The 12,831-nt window shown below is 66.3% G+C and carries 15 protein-coding genes; 11 read left to right on the plus strand and 4 right to left on the minus strand.

Annotated features, from left to right (window positions below; all coding sequences use genetic code 11):
• The first annotated feature begins 128 nt into the window (after positions 1 to 128).
• Positions 129 to 551, plus strand: coding sequence for an arsenate reductase (thioredoxin) (arsC, locus tag AB1446_11130; GenBank protein ID MEW6547445.1), 423 nt, complete (start codon positions 129 to 131; stop codon positions 549 to 551).
• A complete protein-coding gene (locus tag AB1446_11135; GenBank protein MEW6547446.1) occupies positions 548 to 1,633 on the plus strand; it encodes a class II aldolase/adducin family protein in 1,086 nt (361 codons plus the stop codon). Before arsC ends, AB1446_11135 begins: the two co-directional genes overlap by 4 nt.
• 5 nt (positions 1,634 to 1,638) lie before the next feature.
• Here AB1446_11135 and AB1446_11140 read toward each other — a convergent pair whose 3' ends face one another.
• Both AB1446_11140 and AB1446_11145 read right to left on the minus strand, forming a co-directional pair.
• Positions 1,639 to 2,376, minus strand: coding sequence for a 4Fe-4S binding protein (locus AB1446_11140; protein MEW6547447.1), 738 nt, complete (start codon positions 2,374 to 2,376; stop codon positions 1,639 to 1,641).
• Complete coding sequence (locus tag AB1446_11145) at positions 2,373 to 2,663, minus strand: hypothetical protein (GenBank protein MEW6547448.1); 291 nt, start codon at positions 2,661 to 2,663, stop codon at positions 2,373 to 2,375. Before AB1446_11145 ends, AB1446_11140 begins: the two co-directional genes overlap by 4 nt.
• Positions 2,664 to 2,834: 171 nt before the next feature.
• Between AB1446_11145 and AB1446_11150 the strand changes: the two genes are divergently transcribed.
• From AB1446_11150 to AB1446_11190, 9 genes are all read left to right on the plus strand, one after another.
• The gene (locus AB1446_11150; GenBank protein MEW6547449.1) at positions 2,835 to 3,263 is read left to right on the plus strand and encodes an Rrf2 family transcriptional regulator; all 429 of its coding nucleotides are present in this window, start codon (positions 2,835 to 2,837) and stop codon (positions 3,261 to 3,263) included.
• A gap of 223 nt (positions 3,264 to 3,486) precedes the next feature.
• A complete protein-coding gene (locus AB1446_11155) occupies positions 3,487 to 4,716 on the plus strand; it encodes a sodium:calcium antiporter (GenBank protein ID MEW6547450.1) in 1,230 nt (409 codons plus the stop codon).
• 203 nt (positions 4,717 to 4,919) lie between these two features.
• The gene (locus tag AB1446_11160; GenBank protein MEW6547451.1) at positions 4,920 to 6,761 is read left to right on the plus strand and encodes an ATP-binding protein; all 1,842 of its coding nucleotides are present in this window, start codon (positions 4,920 to 4,922) and stop codon (positions 6,759 to 6,761) included.
• Positions 6,762 to 6,779: 18 nt separating this feature from the next.
• Complete coding sequence (locus AB1446_11165; GenBank protein ID MEW6547452.1) at positions 6,780 to 7,442, plus strand: response regulator; 663 nt, start codon at positions 6,780 to 6,782, stop codon at positions 7,440 to 7,442.
• 98 nt (positions 7,443 to 7,540) lie between these two features.
• Positions 7,541 to 8,194, plus strand: a complete 654-nt coding sequence (locus AB1446_11170) for a TrkA family potassium uptake protein (GenBank protein ID MEW6547453.1) — start codon at positions 7,541 to 7,543, stop codon at positions 8,192 to 8,194.
• 25 nt (positions 8,195 to 8,219) lie between these two features.
• Positions 8,220 to 9,032, plus strand: coding sequence for an NAD-binding protein (locus AB1446_11175; protein ID MEW6547454.1), 813 nt, complete (start codon positions 8,220 to 8,222; stop codon positions 9,030 to 9,032).
• A gap of 6 nt (positions 9,033 to 9,038) precedes the next feature.
• Positions 9,039 to 9,185, plus strand: a complete 147-nt coding sequence (locus tag AB1446_11180) for a hypothetical protein (protein MEW6547455.1) — start codon at positions 9,039 to 9,041, stop codon at positions 9,183 to 9,185.
• Positions 9,182 to 10,675 carry a TrkH family potassium uptake protein gene (locus tag AB1446_11185; protein MEW6547456.1) on the plus strand — a complete coding sequence of 498 codons (1,494 nt, stop codon included), beginning with the start codon at positions 9,182 to 9,184 and terminating at the stop codon, positions 10,673 to 10,675. Before AB1446_11180 ends, AB1446_11185 begins: the two co-directional genes overlap by 4 nt.
• A complete protein-coding gene (locus tag AB1446_11190; GenBank protein MEW6547457.1) occupies positions 10,675 to 11,226 on the plus strand; it encodes a hypothetical protein in 552 nt (183 codons plus the stop codon). The genes AB1446_11185 and AB1446_11190 overlap by 1 nt, the downstream gene beginning before the upstream one ends.
• 4 nt (positions 11,227 to 11,230) lie before the next feature.
• Here the strand turns inward: AB1446_11190 and AB1446_11195 are convergent, their stop codons facing one another.
• Positions 11,231 to 11,605, minus strand: a complete 375-nt coding sequence (locus AB1446_11195; protein ID MEW6547458.1) for a HutP family protein — start codon at positions 11,603 to 11,605, stop codon at positions 11,231 to 11,233.
• Between the two features lie 23 nt (positions 11,606 to 11,628).
• Positions 11,629 to 12,795, minus strand: coding sequence for an MFS transporter (locus tag AB1446_11200; protein MEW6547459.1), 1,167 nt, complete (start codon positions 12,793 to 12,795; stop codon positions 11,629 to 11,631).
• Positions 12,796 to 12,831 lie beyond the last annotated feature (36 nt).

The raw sequence follows: 12,831 nt of genomic DNA on the forward strand, positions 1-12,831 counted from the left end.
TGAAGCGGCAGAGCCAGTGCGCGGCCGCGGGCGCCCGTCTGGCGAGGGTGCACCAGTTGGGCCGCGAGGGTGCCGGCCGGTGCATGACGGTGCCTATCGCGCGATGTTGCTCGTGGAGGGTTGTCGGTATGGCGAAGAAGCGCGTCATGTTCCTCTGTACCGGCAATTCATGCCGCAGCCAGATGGCGGCGGGGTTCGCCCGTCACCTGGGCGGTGACAGGTGGCAGGTATACAGTGCCGGCCTGGAGCCCGCCGGGCTCAATCCCCGGGCGGTGGAGGTGATGAGAGAACTGGGGATAGACATCTCGGGGCAGGTCTCCAGGGCCATCGATCCCGACCTCTTGCGTTCCATGGATCTGGTGGTTACTCTGTGTGGTGACGCCCGCGACCGGTGCCCCGTGACCCCTCCCCACATCCGCCGCCTGCACTGGCCGCTTCCCGATCCGGCCCGGGCGGAGGGGACGGAGGAAGAGATCATGGCCGTGTTCCGCCGGGTGCGGGACGAAATACAAGAGCTGGTTGCTCAACTGTTGCAGGAGGTGGCAGAGTGAACTTCGCCTTTGCGGGGGAAAGACAAACGCCGGCCCTGGACTGGCTGGCGGCGGGGCTGGAGGATGTGCTGCGCCGGCACGGTCATACCCTTGTGGACGCCGGCAGCGACGACATCCGGCTGGTGCTCAACTTCACGCGGGCGGAGCGGCCGGAACCCTACCGGCGCCGGTCGCAGGCGACTTTCGTGGTCTCCGTCATCCAGGTGCCGGAGAGACCGGCCGACATCCTCAGGGCTGCCTACCCGTTACTGGTGCAGTCGCTTTCCAACCTCCTGATCTACGTGGTGGGCGAAGAGCGGGCCGTCCGGGAGACATACTTCGTAACCCTGGAACGGGGCTACTATCCACTGGCCGTTGAGCCGGGGGACGCCGCCTACTTTGCCCGTATATACGAGCGCCTGGCACCGCTGGCCTCCTCGCGGCTGGTGATCAGGAACGAGTTCGTGCCCGACCTGCCCCCGGAACTGTGGAACGGGGACGAAGTCACCGAGCAATTGCGCTGGGCGAGCAGGAAGCTGGAGGAACTGGATCTGCTCCCCGCCCCGTTCCCCATCCGGGAAATCCTCTCCGAGAGGGATTTCCGGCACGTGCAGCACCTGTACGGGATCGGGGGCCTGAGTTACGGGAACCTGAGCGCCCGCCACGGACCCCGCAGTTACTGGATGAGCGCCAGCGGGGTGAACAAGGCCCGCCTGGAGACAATCGGGCGCGACATCCTGCTGGTGACCGGATACGACCCCGAGAAAAACGCCATGATCCTGAGTGTTCCCCCGCACGTGGAACCGCGACGGGTTTCGGTGGACGCCATTGAGCACTGGATGATATACACCACCCACCCCGAGGTGAAGGCCATCGTCCACGTGCACGCCTGGATGGATGGTGTTCCTTCCACCGAAGTGAACTACCCGTGCGGCACCTACGAGCTGGCCTGCGCGGTGGCCGACCTGGTGAGCAGGAGCCCCGACCCCGCCTGCGCGGTGGTGGGGCTGAAGAACCACGGCCTCACCATCACCGGCCGCAGCCTGCCGGAGATATTCGGACGGATCGAGGGCAAGATACTGCGCCAGGTGCCCATGTCCTGAGCGGTTCAGGCCGATGGCAGCCTGACCTCTCCCCTGACCGTTATCACAACCTCGTCTGTGGGGATGCTGGCTCCTGCTCGGGCAAGGGCCTGTCGCACTACGTACGTCATGCCGAAGCAGCAGGGGACTTCCATGTGCACCACGGTGATGCGCTCCGGGTGTGCCGTGCCCACGATGGCCGCCAGCTTCTCGATGTAGGCCGGGACATCGTCGAGCTTGGGGCACCCCACCAGCAGGGCCCGGCCGGGCAGGAAGCGGCGGTGGAAATCGGGGCAGGCGAAGGCGGTGCAGTCGGCCGCCACCACCAGGTCCGCGTTCTGGAGGAACGGGGCTCCCGGCGGCACCAGGTGAATTTGCAGGGGCCAGTTCCCCAGCGTAGATGACAGAGCCCTCACGGCCGCGCCCGGGCATCCACAGGGCAGCTCCGGTGCGGGAGGCGCCGCCCCATGCTCCATCACAGGTTCTGCCCTGTCTTCCACCATCGTTGCTGCGTGCGCGGAAGTTCGGGGGGGTGCGTGATCCGCGGGGTGGGGCGGGGCGAAGGGGTCAGCCTCCCGTTCCTCGACGGTGATGGCGCCCTGCGGGCAGTGGCCCAGGCACGCACCCAGGCCGTCACAAAGGCGGTCATCCACGAGGCGGGCCTTGCCGTCAACGATCTTCAGGGCCCCTTCCGCGCAGGCGGGGATGCACAACCCGCAGCCGTTGCACTTTTCCTCGTCAATCCTCACGATAAGCCTCTTCATTTTCCTGCTCCTTTCTCGCCGGCGGGAGGGGAGTCGAGCTGGTCCCGCTCCCGGCGGGGTGGCATTCCTCTGGCGATTTCCCCCAGACACTGTTGGGCGTAAGCGCACCAGGCGGCACAACCGGGGTCGAAACGGGGGTTGAAGACCCGGCTGCCGCAACGTGGGCAGCACACGGATATGTCGTCTTTCCAGAACTCCAGGGTGTTGCCGCAGTGGGGGCAGGGGTGCTCGAATATGTCGGCGGGCATCCAGAAACGCCTGTCCTGGCCGGGGCATCGCATGGACACGGCAGATCACCACCTGCGGATTCCTAACCAAGTTAGTTATAAATCTTCCTCGTGCCCCTGTCAATACCTGCGGGAGTCTATCTGCCCTTTTCCCCTGGTTTTGCGCTTGATTTTGCTTCGGGCAGGGAGTACATTAGCAACCGATGAGGTTAGGAATCAGGTGATTAGTGATTGCTGGTAACCAGGAAAGCAGAGTATGCCATCGCCGCGCTGGTGGATCTGGCCCTCCAGGAAGGGAGAGAGCGGGTGCCCTCCCGGGAGATCGCTCGGCGGCAGGGCATTCCCGTCAATTTGATCGTCCAGTTGCTCGGGCGCATGAGAGAGGCGGGGTGGGTGGAGGCAGCGCGAGGGCCGGCGGGCGGGGTGCGACTGGTGCGCGATCCTGGCGAGATCTCGCTGCGCCAGGTGATCGAGTTCTTTGAAGGGCCAGTGGGCATCACCCGGTGCCTGGTGTACGAGGGAAGTTGCCAGAACCAGCCCACCTGCCCCTTGCGGGGGATCTGGGCCCGCGCCCAGGCGCGGATGCTGGAGGTGCTCGACAGTACCACCATCCGCGACCTGGCCGAGGCGCGGCGCGTGCTGGAGCGCGCCGGGTCTTGACGGATGGGCGGGGGACGTGCTATCAAGTTGCGATAAGGGGAGTAGCCCCCCGCACCAGCGGTTGTTGCCGCAACTGCGGGGCGCCGGGACCGTCAGCACGGAGTAATCCCGGCCCGGCGATGGCAAGGGCGAGACCTTCCGGGCCTCTGGCCGCGGGGGGTCTTTTTTGTTCCGATCATCGCCGGCTGCTCGCCCGGGGAATCATGTAATGGAGGTACACGAGGTGAAGCGTTTCTTGCCCGTGGTGCTGGCCTTCCTGGCCGCCATGCCCTGGATCGTGCTTCGGCTGATCGGGTACCACTACAGCCCTCCGGTGACGGCGGCCCTATCGGGGCTGGCAATCCTCGGTGCCGCCTTCCTTCTCTCCTGGGCAGCCGAGGTGGCCCAGCTGGAGATATCGGCCGCGCTTGCCGTGGCTATCCTGTCGCTGATCGCTGTACTGCCGGAGTATTCGGTGGACATGTACTTCGCCTGGCAGGCGGGCAAGGATCCCACCTACGCCCAGTACGCCGCCGCCAATATGACCGGGGCCAACCGGTTGCTCATCGGGCTGGGCTGGAGCACCGTACTCCTTCTTTACTGGTGGAAGTCGAAAAAGCCGGTTCTCCACTTCGAAAGGAAGGACGCGGTGGAACTGGGCGCCCTCACGATCGCCACCGTGTACGCCTTCCTGCTTCCCATCAAGGGAACCCTCTCCCTCCTGGATAGCGTCATCCTGATTGCCATCTTCGTCATGTACATCCGGGCCACATCCCGACAGGGGGTGGAGGAACCGGAACTGATCGGCCCCGCCGAGGCGCTTGCCGCATTGCCCCGGGGGCCCAGGCGGGCCGTTACGGTGGCCATGTTCCTCTACGCGGCCTTCGCCATCTTGATGTCGGCGGAATGCTTTGCCGAAGGCCTGGTGGAGACGGGTACCATGCTGGGCATCGACGAGTTCTTCCTAGTGCAGTGGCTGGCACCCCTGGCCTCGGAGGCCCCCGAGTTCATAGTGGCGGCCCTCTTCGCTCTGCAGGGGCGAGCTCACCTGGGTGTGCGCACCATGATTTCTTCCAAGGTCAACCAGTGGACCCTGCTCATCGGCATGCTGCCCCTGACCTACGCTGTTTCCACCAGCAGTATCCATCCTCTGGTTCTGGACCACCGCCAAGTGCAGGAAGTGCTTCTCACCGTGGCCCAGAGCGCCTTCGCCATCGCCGTCCTGGCCAACATGGACTACACGGTGGGGGCAGCCCTGGCCCTCATGGTGCTGTTTGTGAGCCAGCTTCTGACCCCGCACCTGCACTTCGTGTTCAGCATCATCTACCTGTTCCTCACTGCGGGGTTGCTGGTTGTGCAGAGGAAACGCGTGGCGGGCGTGGTCATGGCCGTGGGCAACATCCTCCGCCCGGGCGTCGTCCCTGCGGGGGAAGGGGAAACCGCATCCGGGGCTCCCGAACACGTCACTGAGTAGCGCGGTGCGATCGCGGGCTACCGGCTCGCGGATGACGAGTGACCCCCGGCCTTTCGCCGAGCCGCGTGTCGCTGTTCTGGCCGGCTACTGGCTACCGCTGCCGCCCTGCGCCGCGCTGGCTGGAATTCCCGCCGCGAATGGAGTAGAATTGGGGACGAGCCTGGCAGGTATTGCCGGGCCCGATTTCCTCCGGGGGCTATGGGATGAGGGCCAGCCTGCGCGGCAGGATCATGGGCGGGTACGTGCTCATCACGGCCCTGGCACTGGTCGTGGGGATGTGGTCGGCTTTCAACTACGTCCGCTTCTCGGGCCAGTTGAACGCCATGATGGTGCAGAACTACCGCAGTGTGGTGGCAGCCACCCATATGGTGGCGGCACTGGAGAGACAGGACAGTGCGGCCCTCATGTTGCTGCTCGGCGACCCGGAGTCAGGGGCACTGTTCGAGCGGGCCCGGACGGATTTCCTGGGATGGCTGGCCCGGGCAGAAGATAACGTCACCCTGCCCGGAGAAGGGGAAGTGGTGGCCCGCATCCGGGCGCGCTACCTGGATTACTGCCGTGCCCTGGAGACCATCTGGGGAGACCGCGACCACGCCCTGCCGGCAGACACCGTGAGTGCGGCCTATCGAGGCCTGGTGTTGCCGCGGTTCGATGCCGCCCGCCAGGCCTGCTGGGAACTCTTCGCCATGAACGACCAGGCCATGAGCAACGTGCAGGCCCGCATGACTGCGGCCAGCGCTCGGGCCGCCTGGTCCACCCTGCTGGTGGGGGTGATGGCTCTGGTGATGGCCGTGGTGCTGGGATTCACGGTGTCAGAGGTTATTGCCCGTCCCGTGCGGCGCCTAGCCGAATCCGCCCGCCGGGTGGGGGAGGGGCACCTGGATGAAACCATAGAGGTGCGGGGCCGGGACGAGGTCGGGCTGCTGGCTGCTGAGTTCAATGCCATGGTGGAAAAACTACGGGAAGTGCGGGCCTCCAACGTGGCCCGCCTGGCGGCCAGCCGGCGCAAGCTGGAGGCGGTCATAGACGCCATCGGGGATGGTCTGGTGGTAACCGACACCGCCCTGCGCATCGAATCAGCCAACCCCGTGGCCCAGGAAGTGTTCGGATGGAAGGGGGACGACCTGGCCGGTCGGCCTTTTTCGCACGTGGTGCATGATGCCCGGCTGGTGGAACTGGTGGAGCGCGAGGCGGCCCGGGCTTCCTCCCCTCCGGATGGCGAACCCAGCGAGCCGGTACTGGTTGAGCACGCTCGGGGCGGGAGACGCCGCTGCTACCTGGCGGAGGCCACCGCTGTCCGGCTCGGCGAGGAGGTGCTCGGGGTGGTGCTCCTACTCCGGGACGTAACGGCCGTGGAAGAAGTGGAGCGGTCCCGGTCCCGGTTCATGTCGGCCATTTCTCACGAATTGCGTACTCCTCTGGCATCGCTGACCATGGGGATCGGCCTCCTGGCCGAGAGCAAGGTCTTGCGGGGATGCCCCAGGGAGGCGGAGCTGGTGGACATCCTGAAGGAGGACTCCCGGCGGCTCTCCCGCCTGGTGGACGAACTCTTCGAGTTGAGCAGGTTGCAGTCGGGGCAGTTGCCCCTTAGCTTTACCCGGGTGGAGGTGGCGGAGATGGTAGAGAGCGCCACCCTGCCTTTCGTGGCCCAGGCCGAGGCCCAGGGGGTGGAGTTGCGCCGGGAGGTCCCCGCCGGTTTGCCAGCGGTGCGTGCCGATCGAGAGAAGGTGACCTGGGTGATTTCCAACCTGGTGGCCAACGCCCTGCGCTACACACCGGCCGGGGGCCGGATCGCCGTATCCGCGGAGCCCCACGGGGCTATGGTCTACGTCAGCGTTGCCGACACCGGGATCGGCATCCCCAGGGAGAAGCAGGAGGCCATCTTCCAGCCTTATGTTCAGTTGGAGGACAGGGCCGGGGGAGGTGCGGGCCTGGGCCTGGCCATTTCGCGGGATATCGTGCGTGCCCACGGGGGCCGTCTCTTTGTGGAAAGCGAACCTGGCCGGGGCAGCAAGTTCACGTTCAGCCTCCCTGTGGAGCCTTGAATGCAGGAGGTGGGACCGTTGGCCAGGATCCTGGTGGTGGATGACGAGAAGAACATAAGGGTGACCCTGCAACAGTGCCTGGCGGATGCCGGGCACGAGGTGGACCTGGCGGTGAGCGGGGAACACGCCCTGGAGAAGCTGGAGAAGGGCGAATACGATCTGGTGCTGCTGGACATCAAGCTTCCCGACATAGACGGGGTGGAGGTGCTGCGCCGCATCAAGCACCGCCGGCCGGAGCAGGCGGTGGTCATGATCACCGCTTACGGTACCATCGAGACGGCGGTGGAGACCATGAAGCTGGGGGCGCTGGACTACCTGCAGAAACCCTTCACCCCCGAGGAAATCCGGAACGTGGTCGCCACGGTGCTGGCGAGGGAGCGGGTGACGGAAGAAGAAGCGGAGCAGTCGTTCCGGGCCGCAGTGGAGTACGCCAAGGCCTGCATTGCCCGTTCCCGCCCCGAGGACGCCATCCCTCACCTCAAGCGTGCGGTCTCGCTGAATCCCAACCATCCCGAGGCGTACAGTCTGCTGGGGCTGGTGGCGGAGCTGCGGGGGGACGTGCTGGGAGCCCTCAAGATGTACCGGGCGGCGCTGGCGGTGGACCCGGGATACCGTCCGGCCCTGTCCAACCTGGAGCGCGCCACCGGTTGGCGATATACGCCGCCTGCCCCGCAGCTCTGATTTTCCGGCGGCGAGGGAGAAGATGCGGCTCGGCCGGTCAAGCGAAGAGCCCTGAGTTTGGCTGACGAGCGAAGGGCGTGGCGAGGGAAGGGGCGAGCATGTACATCATAGTGGCAGGATGCGGGAGCCTGGGGGCGGAACTGGCACGCACCCTGGCCGACGAGGGGCATGACGTGGTGGTGATCGACCGGGACCGGACCGCTTTCGAGCGGTTGGGTCCTGGTTTCGACGGGGTCACGGTATCGGGAACCGCCATCGACGCGGACGTTCTGCGACAGGCGGGGGCCGACCGGGCGGACGCCCTGGCGGCGGTGACGGGCAGCGACCAGGTCAACCTTATGGTGGGGCAGGTGGCTTCCCGGCTGTTTGGCCTGCGCCGGGTGGTGATACGGGTTTCCGATCCCCAACTGGAAGAGACATACCGTCGCCTGGGATTTCAGACCCTGCGCCCGGGGAAGTCCGCGGTGGCCCAGGTGCGGTGCCTGCTTGGCGCCGGGGCGCTCATGCACCTTCTGGCCCTTGGCACGGGTGACGTGGAACTGGTGCAGTTTGCAGTCCGTCCCTCGCTGGCCGGGGAGCCGCTGGAGCGACTGGTGATTCCGGGCAAATGCCACCCCGCGGGGGTAGTGCGACGGGGGAGGGTGCTCCTGCCGGGTCCCGATCTCCGCCTGGAGGAAGGAGACGGTGTCTTGGCGCTCATCCGCCTGGACGCCCGTGCCGCGGTCTTGGCCTGGATCCATGAAGAGCCATAGAGGGATGCCCGGGGGAGGATCAGGCATGCGAGTGGTGGTGGTAGGGGGAGGCAAGGTCGGGTTCTACCTGGCGCGCACACTCCAGGAGAAGCATCACCAGGTGAGCGTGGTGGAGAAGAATCCGCGACGGGCGGTCATGCTGGCCGAGCAGCTTCCCGTGCTGGTGATCGCCGGTGACGGGACCAACCCCGCTTACCTTGCCGACGCGGGGGCCGATCGGGCCCAGGTGCTGGCGGCCGTCACCGGGCTGGACGAGGTCAACCTGGTGGCATGCCAGGTGGCCCGGGAGGAGTTCGGGGTGCCGCGCACCATCGCCCGGGTGAACAACCCCAAGAACCAGCATGTGCTGCAACAACTGGGCGTGGACATAGCAGTATCGAGCACGTCCATCATCGCCCGCTTCATCGAGCGGGAGACCAGCATGGGTGCCCTGCGGGAACTGCTCACCTTTCACCGGGGCGAGATGGCCCTCGTGGAAGCACAGCTGGACGAAGGTGCGCCAGCTGCCGGGCGGACAGTCAGGGAGCTGGCCGCTCACCTGCCCGCGGATTCGGTCCTGGTAGCGGTGGTGCGGGGCGAGCACGTGGTATTCCCGCGGGGAGATACCGTTCTGCTTCCCCACGACGGGGTGCTGGCCCTCACCACCACGGAGAGGGAAGAGGCCCTCATGCGCGCCCTGGTGGGCAGGGGGGCAAAGGCTGCCAGCACTCGCCGCCCGGGTGGCGGCACGACCCGGGCCGATGGGCCCGCGGCCGGTGGTGGCGCCGCGCTCGACGGGCCCGCACCGGGCGGTGGTAGCTCCCGGCCCCGGCCGGTTGCGCCCGGGTGGAGAGGGTGAGCGAACGTGAGCCTGGCAGGGCGTGCGGCTGAGCGATTGGTGCCCAAGCGCCCCCTCTGGAATGGCGTGGCGGGCATCCTTGTGGAAGTGGGCGCGGTTGCCCTGTATCTTTTGGTGCTCTTCGTCCTTTGTGCGGTGGTGACCCGGATGTGAGCCGGCAAGACCTGGCGACCGTGGGGCTCCAGACCGGTCGGGTGCTGTGGGGTGTGGCGGCCCTGATGGTCATCCCCATGCTGGTGGCGGTGGCCTCCCGCGAATGGGCGGTGGTGGCCGACTTTCTCAGCGGGGCCGGGGTGGCCCTGGTGGGGGGTTCGGCCCTGGTCATCTTCTGCCGGCGCACTCCCCGGAGGGTAACCTGGACCCAGGGGATGGTCACCGTGGCCGTTTCTTGGTTGGTGGCCATGGTGATATGCGCCATCCCCAGTTGGTTGAGCGGTCACTACGGTTCCTTCGGCGATGCCTGCTTCGACGTCATGAGCGGGTTCACCACCACCGGCCTCGTTCTGATTCAGGACCTCGACCATGTCTCCGACGGCCTCAACACCTGGCGGCATCTGCTGTCGTACCTGGGAGGCCAGGGAATGATTGTCCTGGCCCTCACTTTCCTGGCGCGGGGGCTGCCGGGCGGATACAAGCTCTACGTGGGGGAGGGCAAGGACGAGCGACTGCTGCCCAGCGTCGTCCACACTGCCCGCGCCATCTGGGGGATCAGCCTGGTGTACCTGGCATTGGGTACGCTGGTGCTGAGCATGATCGCCTGGCGCGAGGGCATGGCCCCTTACCGGGCCTTCCTGCACGGCATGTGGGTGTTCATGGCTGCCTGGAGCACGGGTGGTTTTGCTCCTTACAGCCAGAGCATCCTTTTTTACCACAGCGCCCCCTTCGAAGTGGCCACCATGGTGTTCTTCGTCCTGGGCTCATTGAACTTCGGCCTTCACCATGCGGTGTGGACGGGAAACCGGCGCGAGGTGCTGCGCAACCTGGAAACCCAGGCCTTTGCCGCCACCTCCACCGCGCTGTCCCTGATGGTGCTGGGGGTGCTGGCCGCCCGGGGCGTGTACACTTCTGCCGTGGATCTGTTCCGTAAGGCGGTATATCAGGTCCTCTCCGCCCACACAACCACGGGATTCATGACCGTGTATCCCGCCCAGATCCCGGGGCAGTGGGGTGACCTGGCCCTGCTGGGACTGACTCTGGCCATGGTACTGGGCGGGTCCGCCAGCTCCACCGCCGGTGGGTTCAAGGGCATCCGGGTGGGGCTGGCGGTCAAGACCCTCTCCCATGAGGTGCGCCGGCTGCTGGTGCCGGAATCTGCCCTGGTGGTCACCAGGTTTCACTTTTTCCGGGATTTCACCCTGGAGGGTCATCACGTGCGGGGGGCACTGTTCATCATGGGTCTGTACAGTCTGACGTTCGCGGTGGCAGCCACCGCTACCGTGGCGGCTGGATATCCCCTCGACCGTTCCCTTTTCGAGGCGGCGTCCGCCACCGGGAACGTGGGTCTCACGGTGGGCATCACTTCTCCCACCATGCCCTGGTTTCTCAAGGCGCTGTATGTGGTGGTGATGTGGGCGGGGCGGCTCGAGTTCATGGCGGTCCTGGTACTCCTGGGATACGCGGTCTACCGGCGGAGGCTACCTTGATGATCGGGCGCAGGCTGGGGACGCGGATACTGCTGACTGTCGGCCTGCTATGCTGGCTTGTGGGGGCTGTATTACCGGCGACAGGGGCGGCCGGCGCCGGGCCCGCGGGGGGAGGGTCCTTTCCTGGCGAGGATACCGTCCTTACTCCCACCGGCCTTACTTCGGACCCCGGCAGGTACCACGGAAAGCCGGTGACGCTGAAGGGGGAAGTGATCGGGAGCGTCATGCGCCGGGGCGACCACGTCTGGCTGAACGTGGGGGACGGCGTGTCAGCGGTGGGGGTATGGGCGCCCGCGCAGCTTGGGGAAGCGATTCGGTTCACGGGCGGCTATGCTTCCCGGGGGGACACGGTGGTGGTGACGGGACTGTTTTCTGCCGCCTGCCCCCTGCACGGTGGCGATTCCGACCTGCATGCCTTGGCGTGGTGGGTGGTGGAAAGGGGATATCGCAAGGAGTACCCCCTCCCGACCTGGAGATGGGGGCTGGCTCTCTCCCTGGCGGCGGGCGGCGCGCTCCTCACGTTGGTGGCCTGGCGGGCCTCCCGCATCTGACCGGCTATTCGGGGATGGCCCGGTGGGCGAGTCCCACGGCCACGTCGTCCAGGTGAAGGAGGCCCACCCCGGCGAATACGGCCACCGCCAGGTGCTCGCCCCCCTTGGCCACCGCGATCTTGCCCCCCACGTTAAGCCCCATGGCCCGGGTGCCCATCTGCACCATGGCCTCCCGGGTGGCACCGGCCACTGCTCCCAGGTGCAGGTGGGTGTCACGGATGACGCCCTCTCGCTTGGCGGCCACCAGTGCCCTCTCTACCGCTTTGGGGATGGTGGAGTAGAATTCTCCCCCGAAGTCCACCGCCACCGTTCGTATGCCGTGTTCGCTTAGGGTGCGCTTCAGTTCTGCCTCTTCTTCACGGGAGATGGACAGGGCCATGCGTATGGCAGCCCGGGCCACGGTCAGGTTGTCCGGTCTTGTCGACACATTAGCACCTCCCGGCTGATCTGCACGGCGGAAAGCCCGGCACTGTACCACAGGGAAGCCAATCCCAGCAGGGCACCCCCCAGGAAGGTGGCACCCGGACCCCAGGCCGCCCACAGGAGGCCTCCGGCAAAGGGAACCAGTACCCCGGCGATGTGGTTGACGGTACCACCCGCCGCCAGGGTGGACGCCAGGTCTTCGGGTGGGGCGATCTTGGCCAGGTGGCTGGAGATCGCTATCTCGAATCCGAACATGGCGCTGTCCAGGACGTAAACGCAATAGAGGAGCCGGGGGTAAGGGAGGAAGCCGTAGGCCAGGAAGAGTGGGATGATGACGGCATAGTTGAGCATGAGGCTGCGTTGCTCACCCCAGCGGTCTATGAGGCGTCCCAGTAGGGGCCGGGTGAGGATGGCCACCACGTTGGAGATGGCCATGAGCACCATCATCACGGTGAGGGGGGTGTGGTACAGCTTTACCAGGGCAAACGCGGCAAAAGTCATGTACATGTGGCGCCGGGACCCTGCCAGGAAGGTGAGGACGTAGTAGGAGATGTAGGCCCGGCGGAACAGCAGAGGGCGACGGAGTCGACCCCCACCGTCGCCCCCCTGGAAGTAGAGCGCGAGGGCCCCGGCGCAGGCTGCGCCGGCACCCAGCGCGAAGAAGGCGCTGTAATTGTAAAAGCCCAGCCCCCGGGTGAGGAACAGCACCACTCCCATGGCAAGCAAAGAGGCAGCGGCGGTGACGGAGTTCACCTGACCCAGGCGAGTGGCCCTTTCCTGCGGTGAGGCGATGCGCAGCACCATGGCGGACTGCAGGGGGTAAAATAGGTGGAATCCCACCGATACCACCAGGGTAGCCACGACCAGGTGCCAGAAGGTGCTGGTCAGGGCGTACAGGCCCAGGCCCAGGGCGGTGACGAGCAGGGTGAGTGCGGTGAAGGTGGACTGGCGGAAAAACACTGCGGCCGCCCCCAGCACCACCGTGAGCAATCCCGGTATTTCGCGGATGCTCTCCACCACTCCCAACTGGTCCGCCCCGATGCCCAGCACCTGCGCCACGAAGTTGGGATATACCCCCCGCTGCACCCCCAGCGCGAACTCCAGGGCCAGGGTGGCCAGGGCCACGTTGCGGAATTCTTTGCTCACCTGAGCCTTTGCGGGAGAGGGGCCCTCAGGGCGGGC

It is taken from the genome of Bacillota bacterium, from assembly GCA_040757085.1.
GTDB lineage: Bacteria > Bacillota > Sulfobacillia > JACIYH01 > JACIYH01 > JACIYH01.

Coding starts and splice junctions, on each gene's coding strand:
- arsC (MEW6547445.1), top strand. CDS start 129: ATGGCGAAGAAGCGCGTCATGTTCCTCTGTACCGGCAATTCATGCCGC.
- AB1446_11140 (MEW6547447.1), bottom strand. CDS start 2,376: ATGAAGAGGCTTATCGTGAGGATTGACGAGGAAAAGTGCAACGGCTGC.
- AB1446_11160 (MEW6547451.1), top strand. CDS start 4,920: ATGAGGGCCAGCCTGCGCGGCAGGATCATGGGCGGGTACGTGCTCATC.
- AB1446_11170 (MEW6547453.1), top strand. CDS start 7,541: ATGTACATCATAGTGGCAGGATGCGGGAGCCTGGGGGCGGAACTGGCA.
- AB1446_11175 (MEW6547454.1), top strand. CDS start 8,220: ATGCGAGTGGTGGTGGTAGGGGGAGGCAAGGTCGGGTTCTACCTGGCG.
- AB1446_11190 (MEW6547457.1), top strand. CDS start 10,675: ATGATCGGGCGCAGGCTGGGGACGCGGATACTGCTGACTGTCGGCCTG.
- AB1446_11195 (MEW6547458.1), bottom strand. CDS start 11,605: ATGGCCCTGTCCATCTCCCGTGAAGAAGAGGCAGAACTGAAGCGCACC.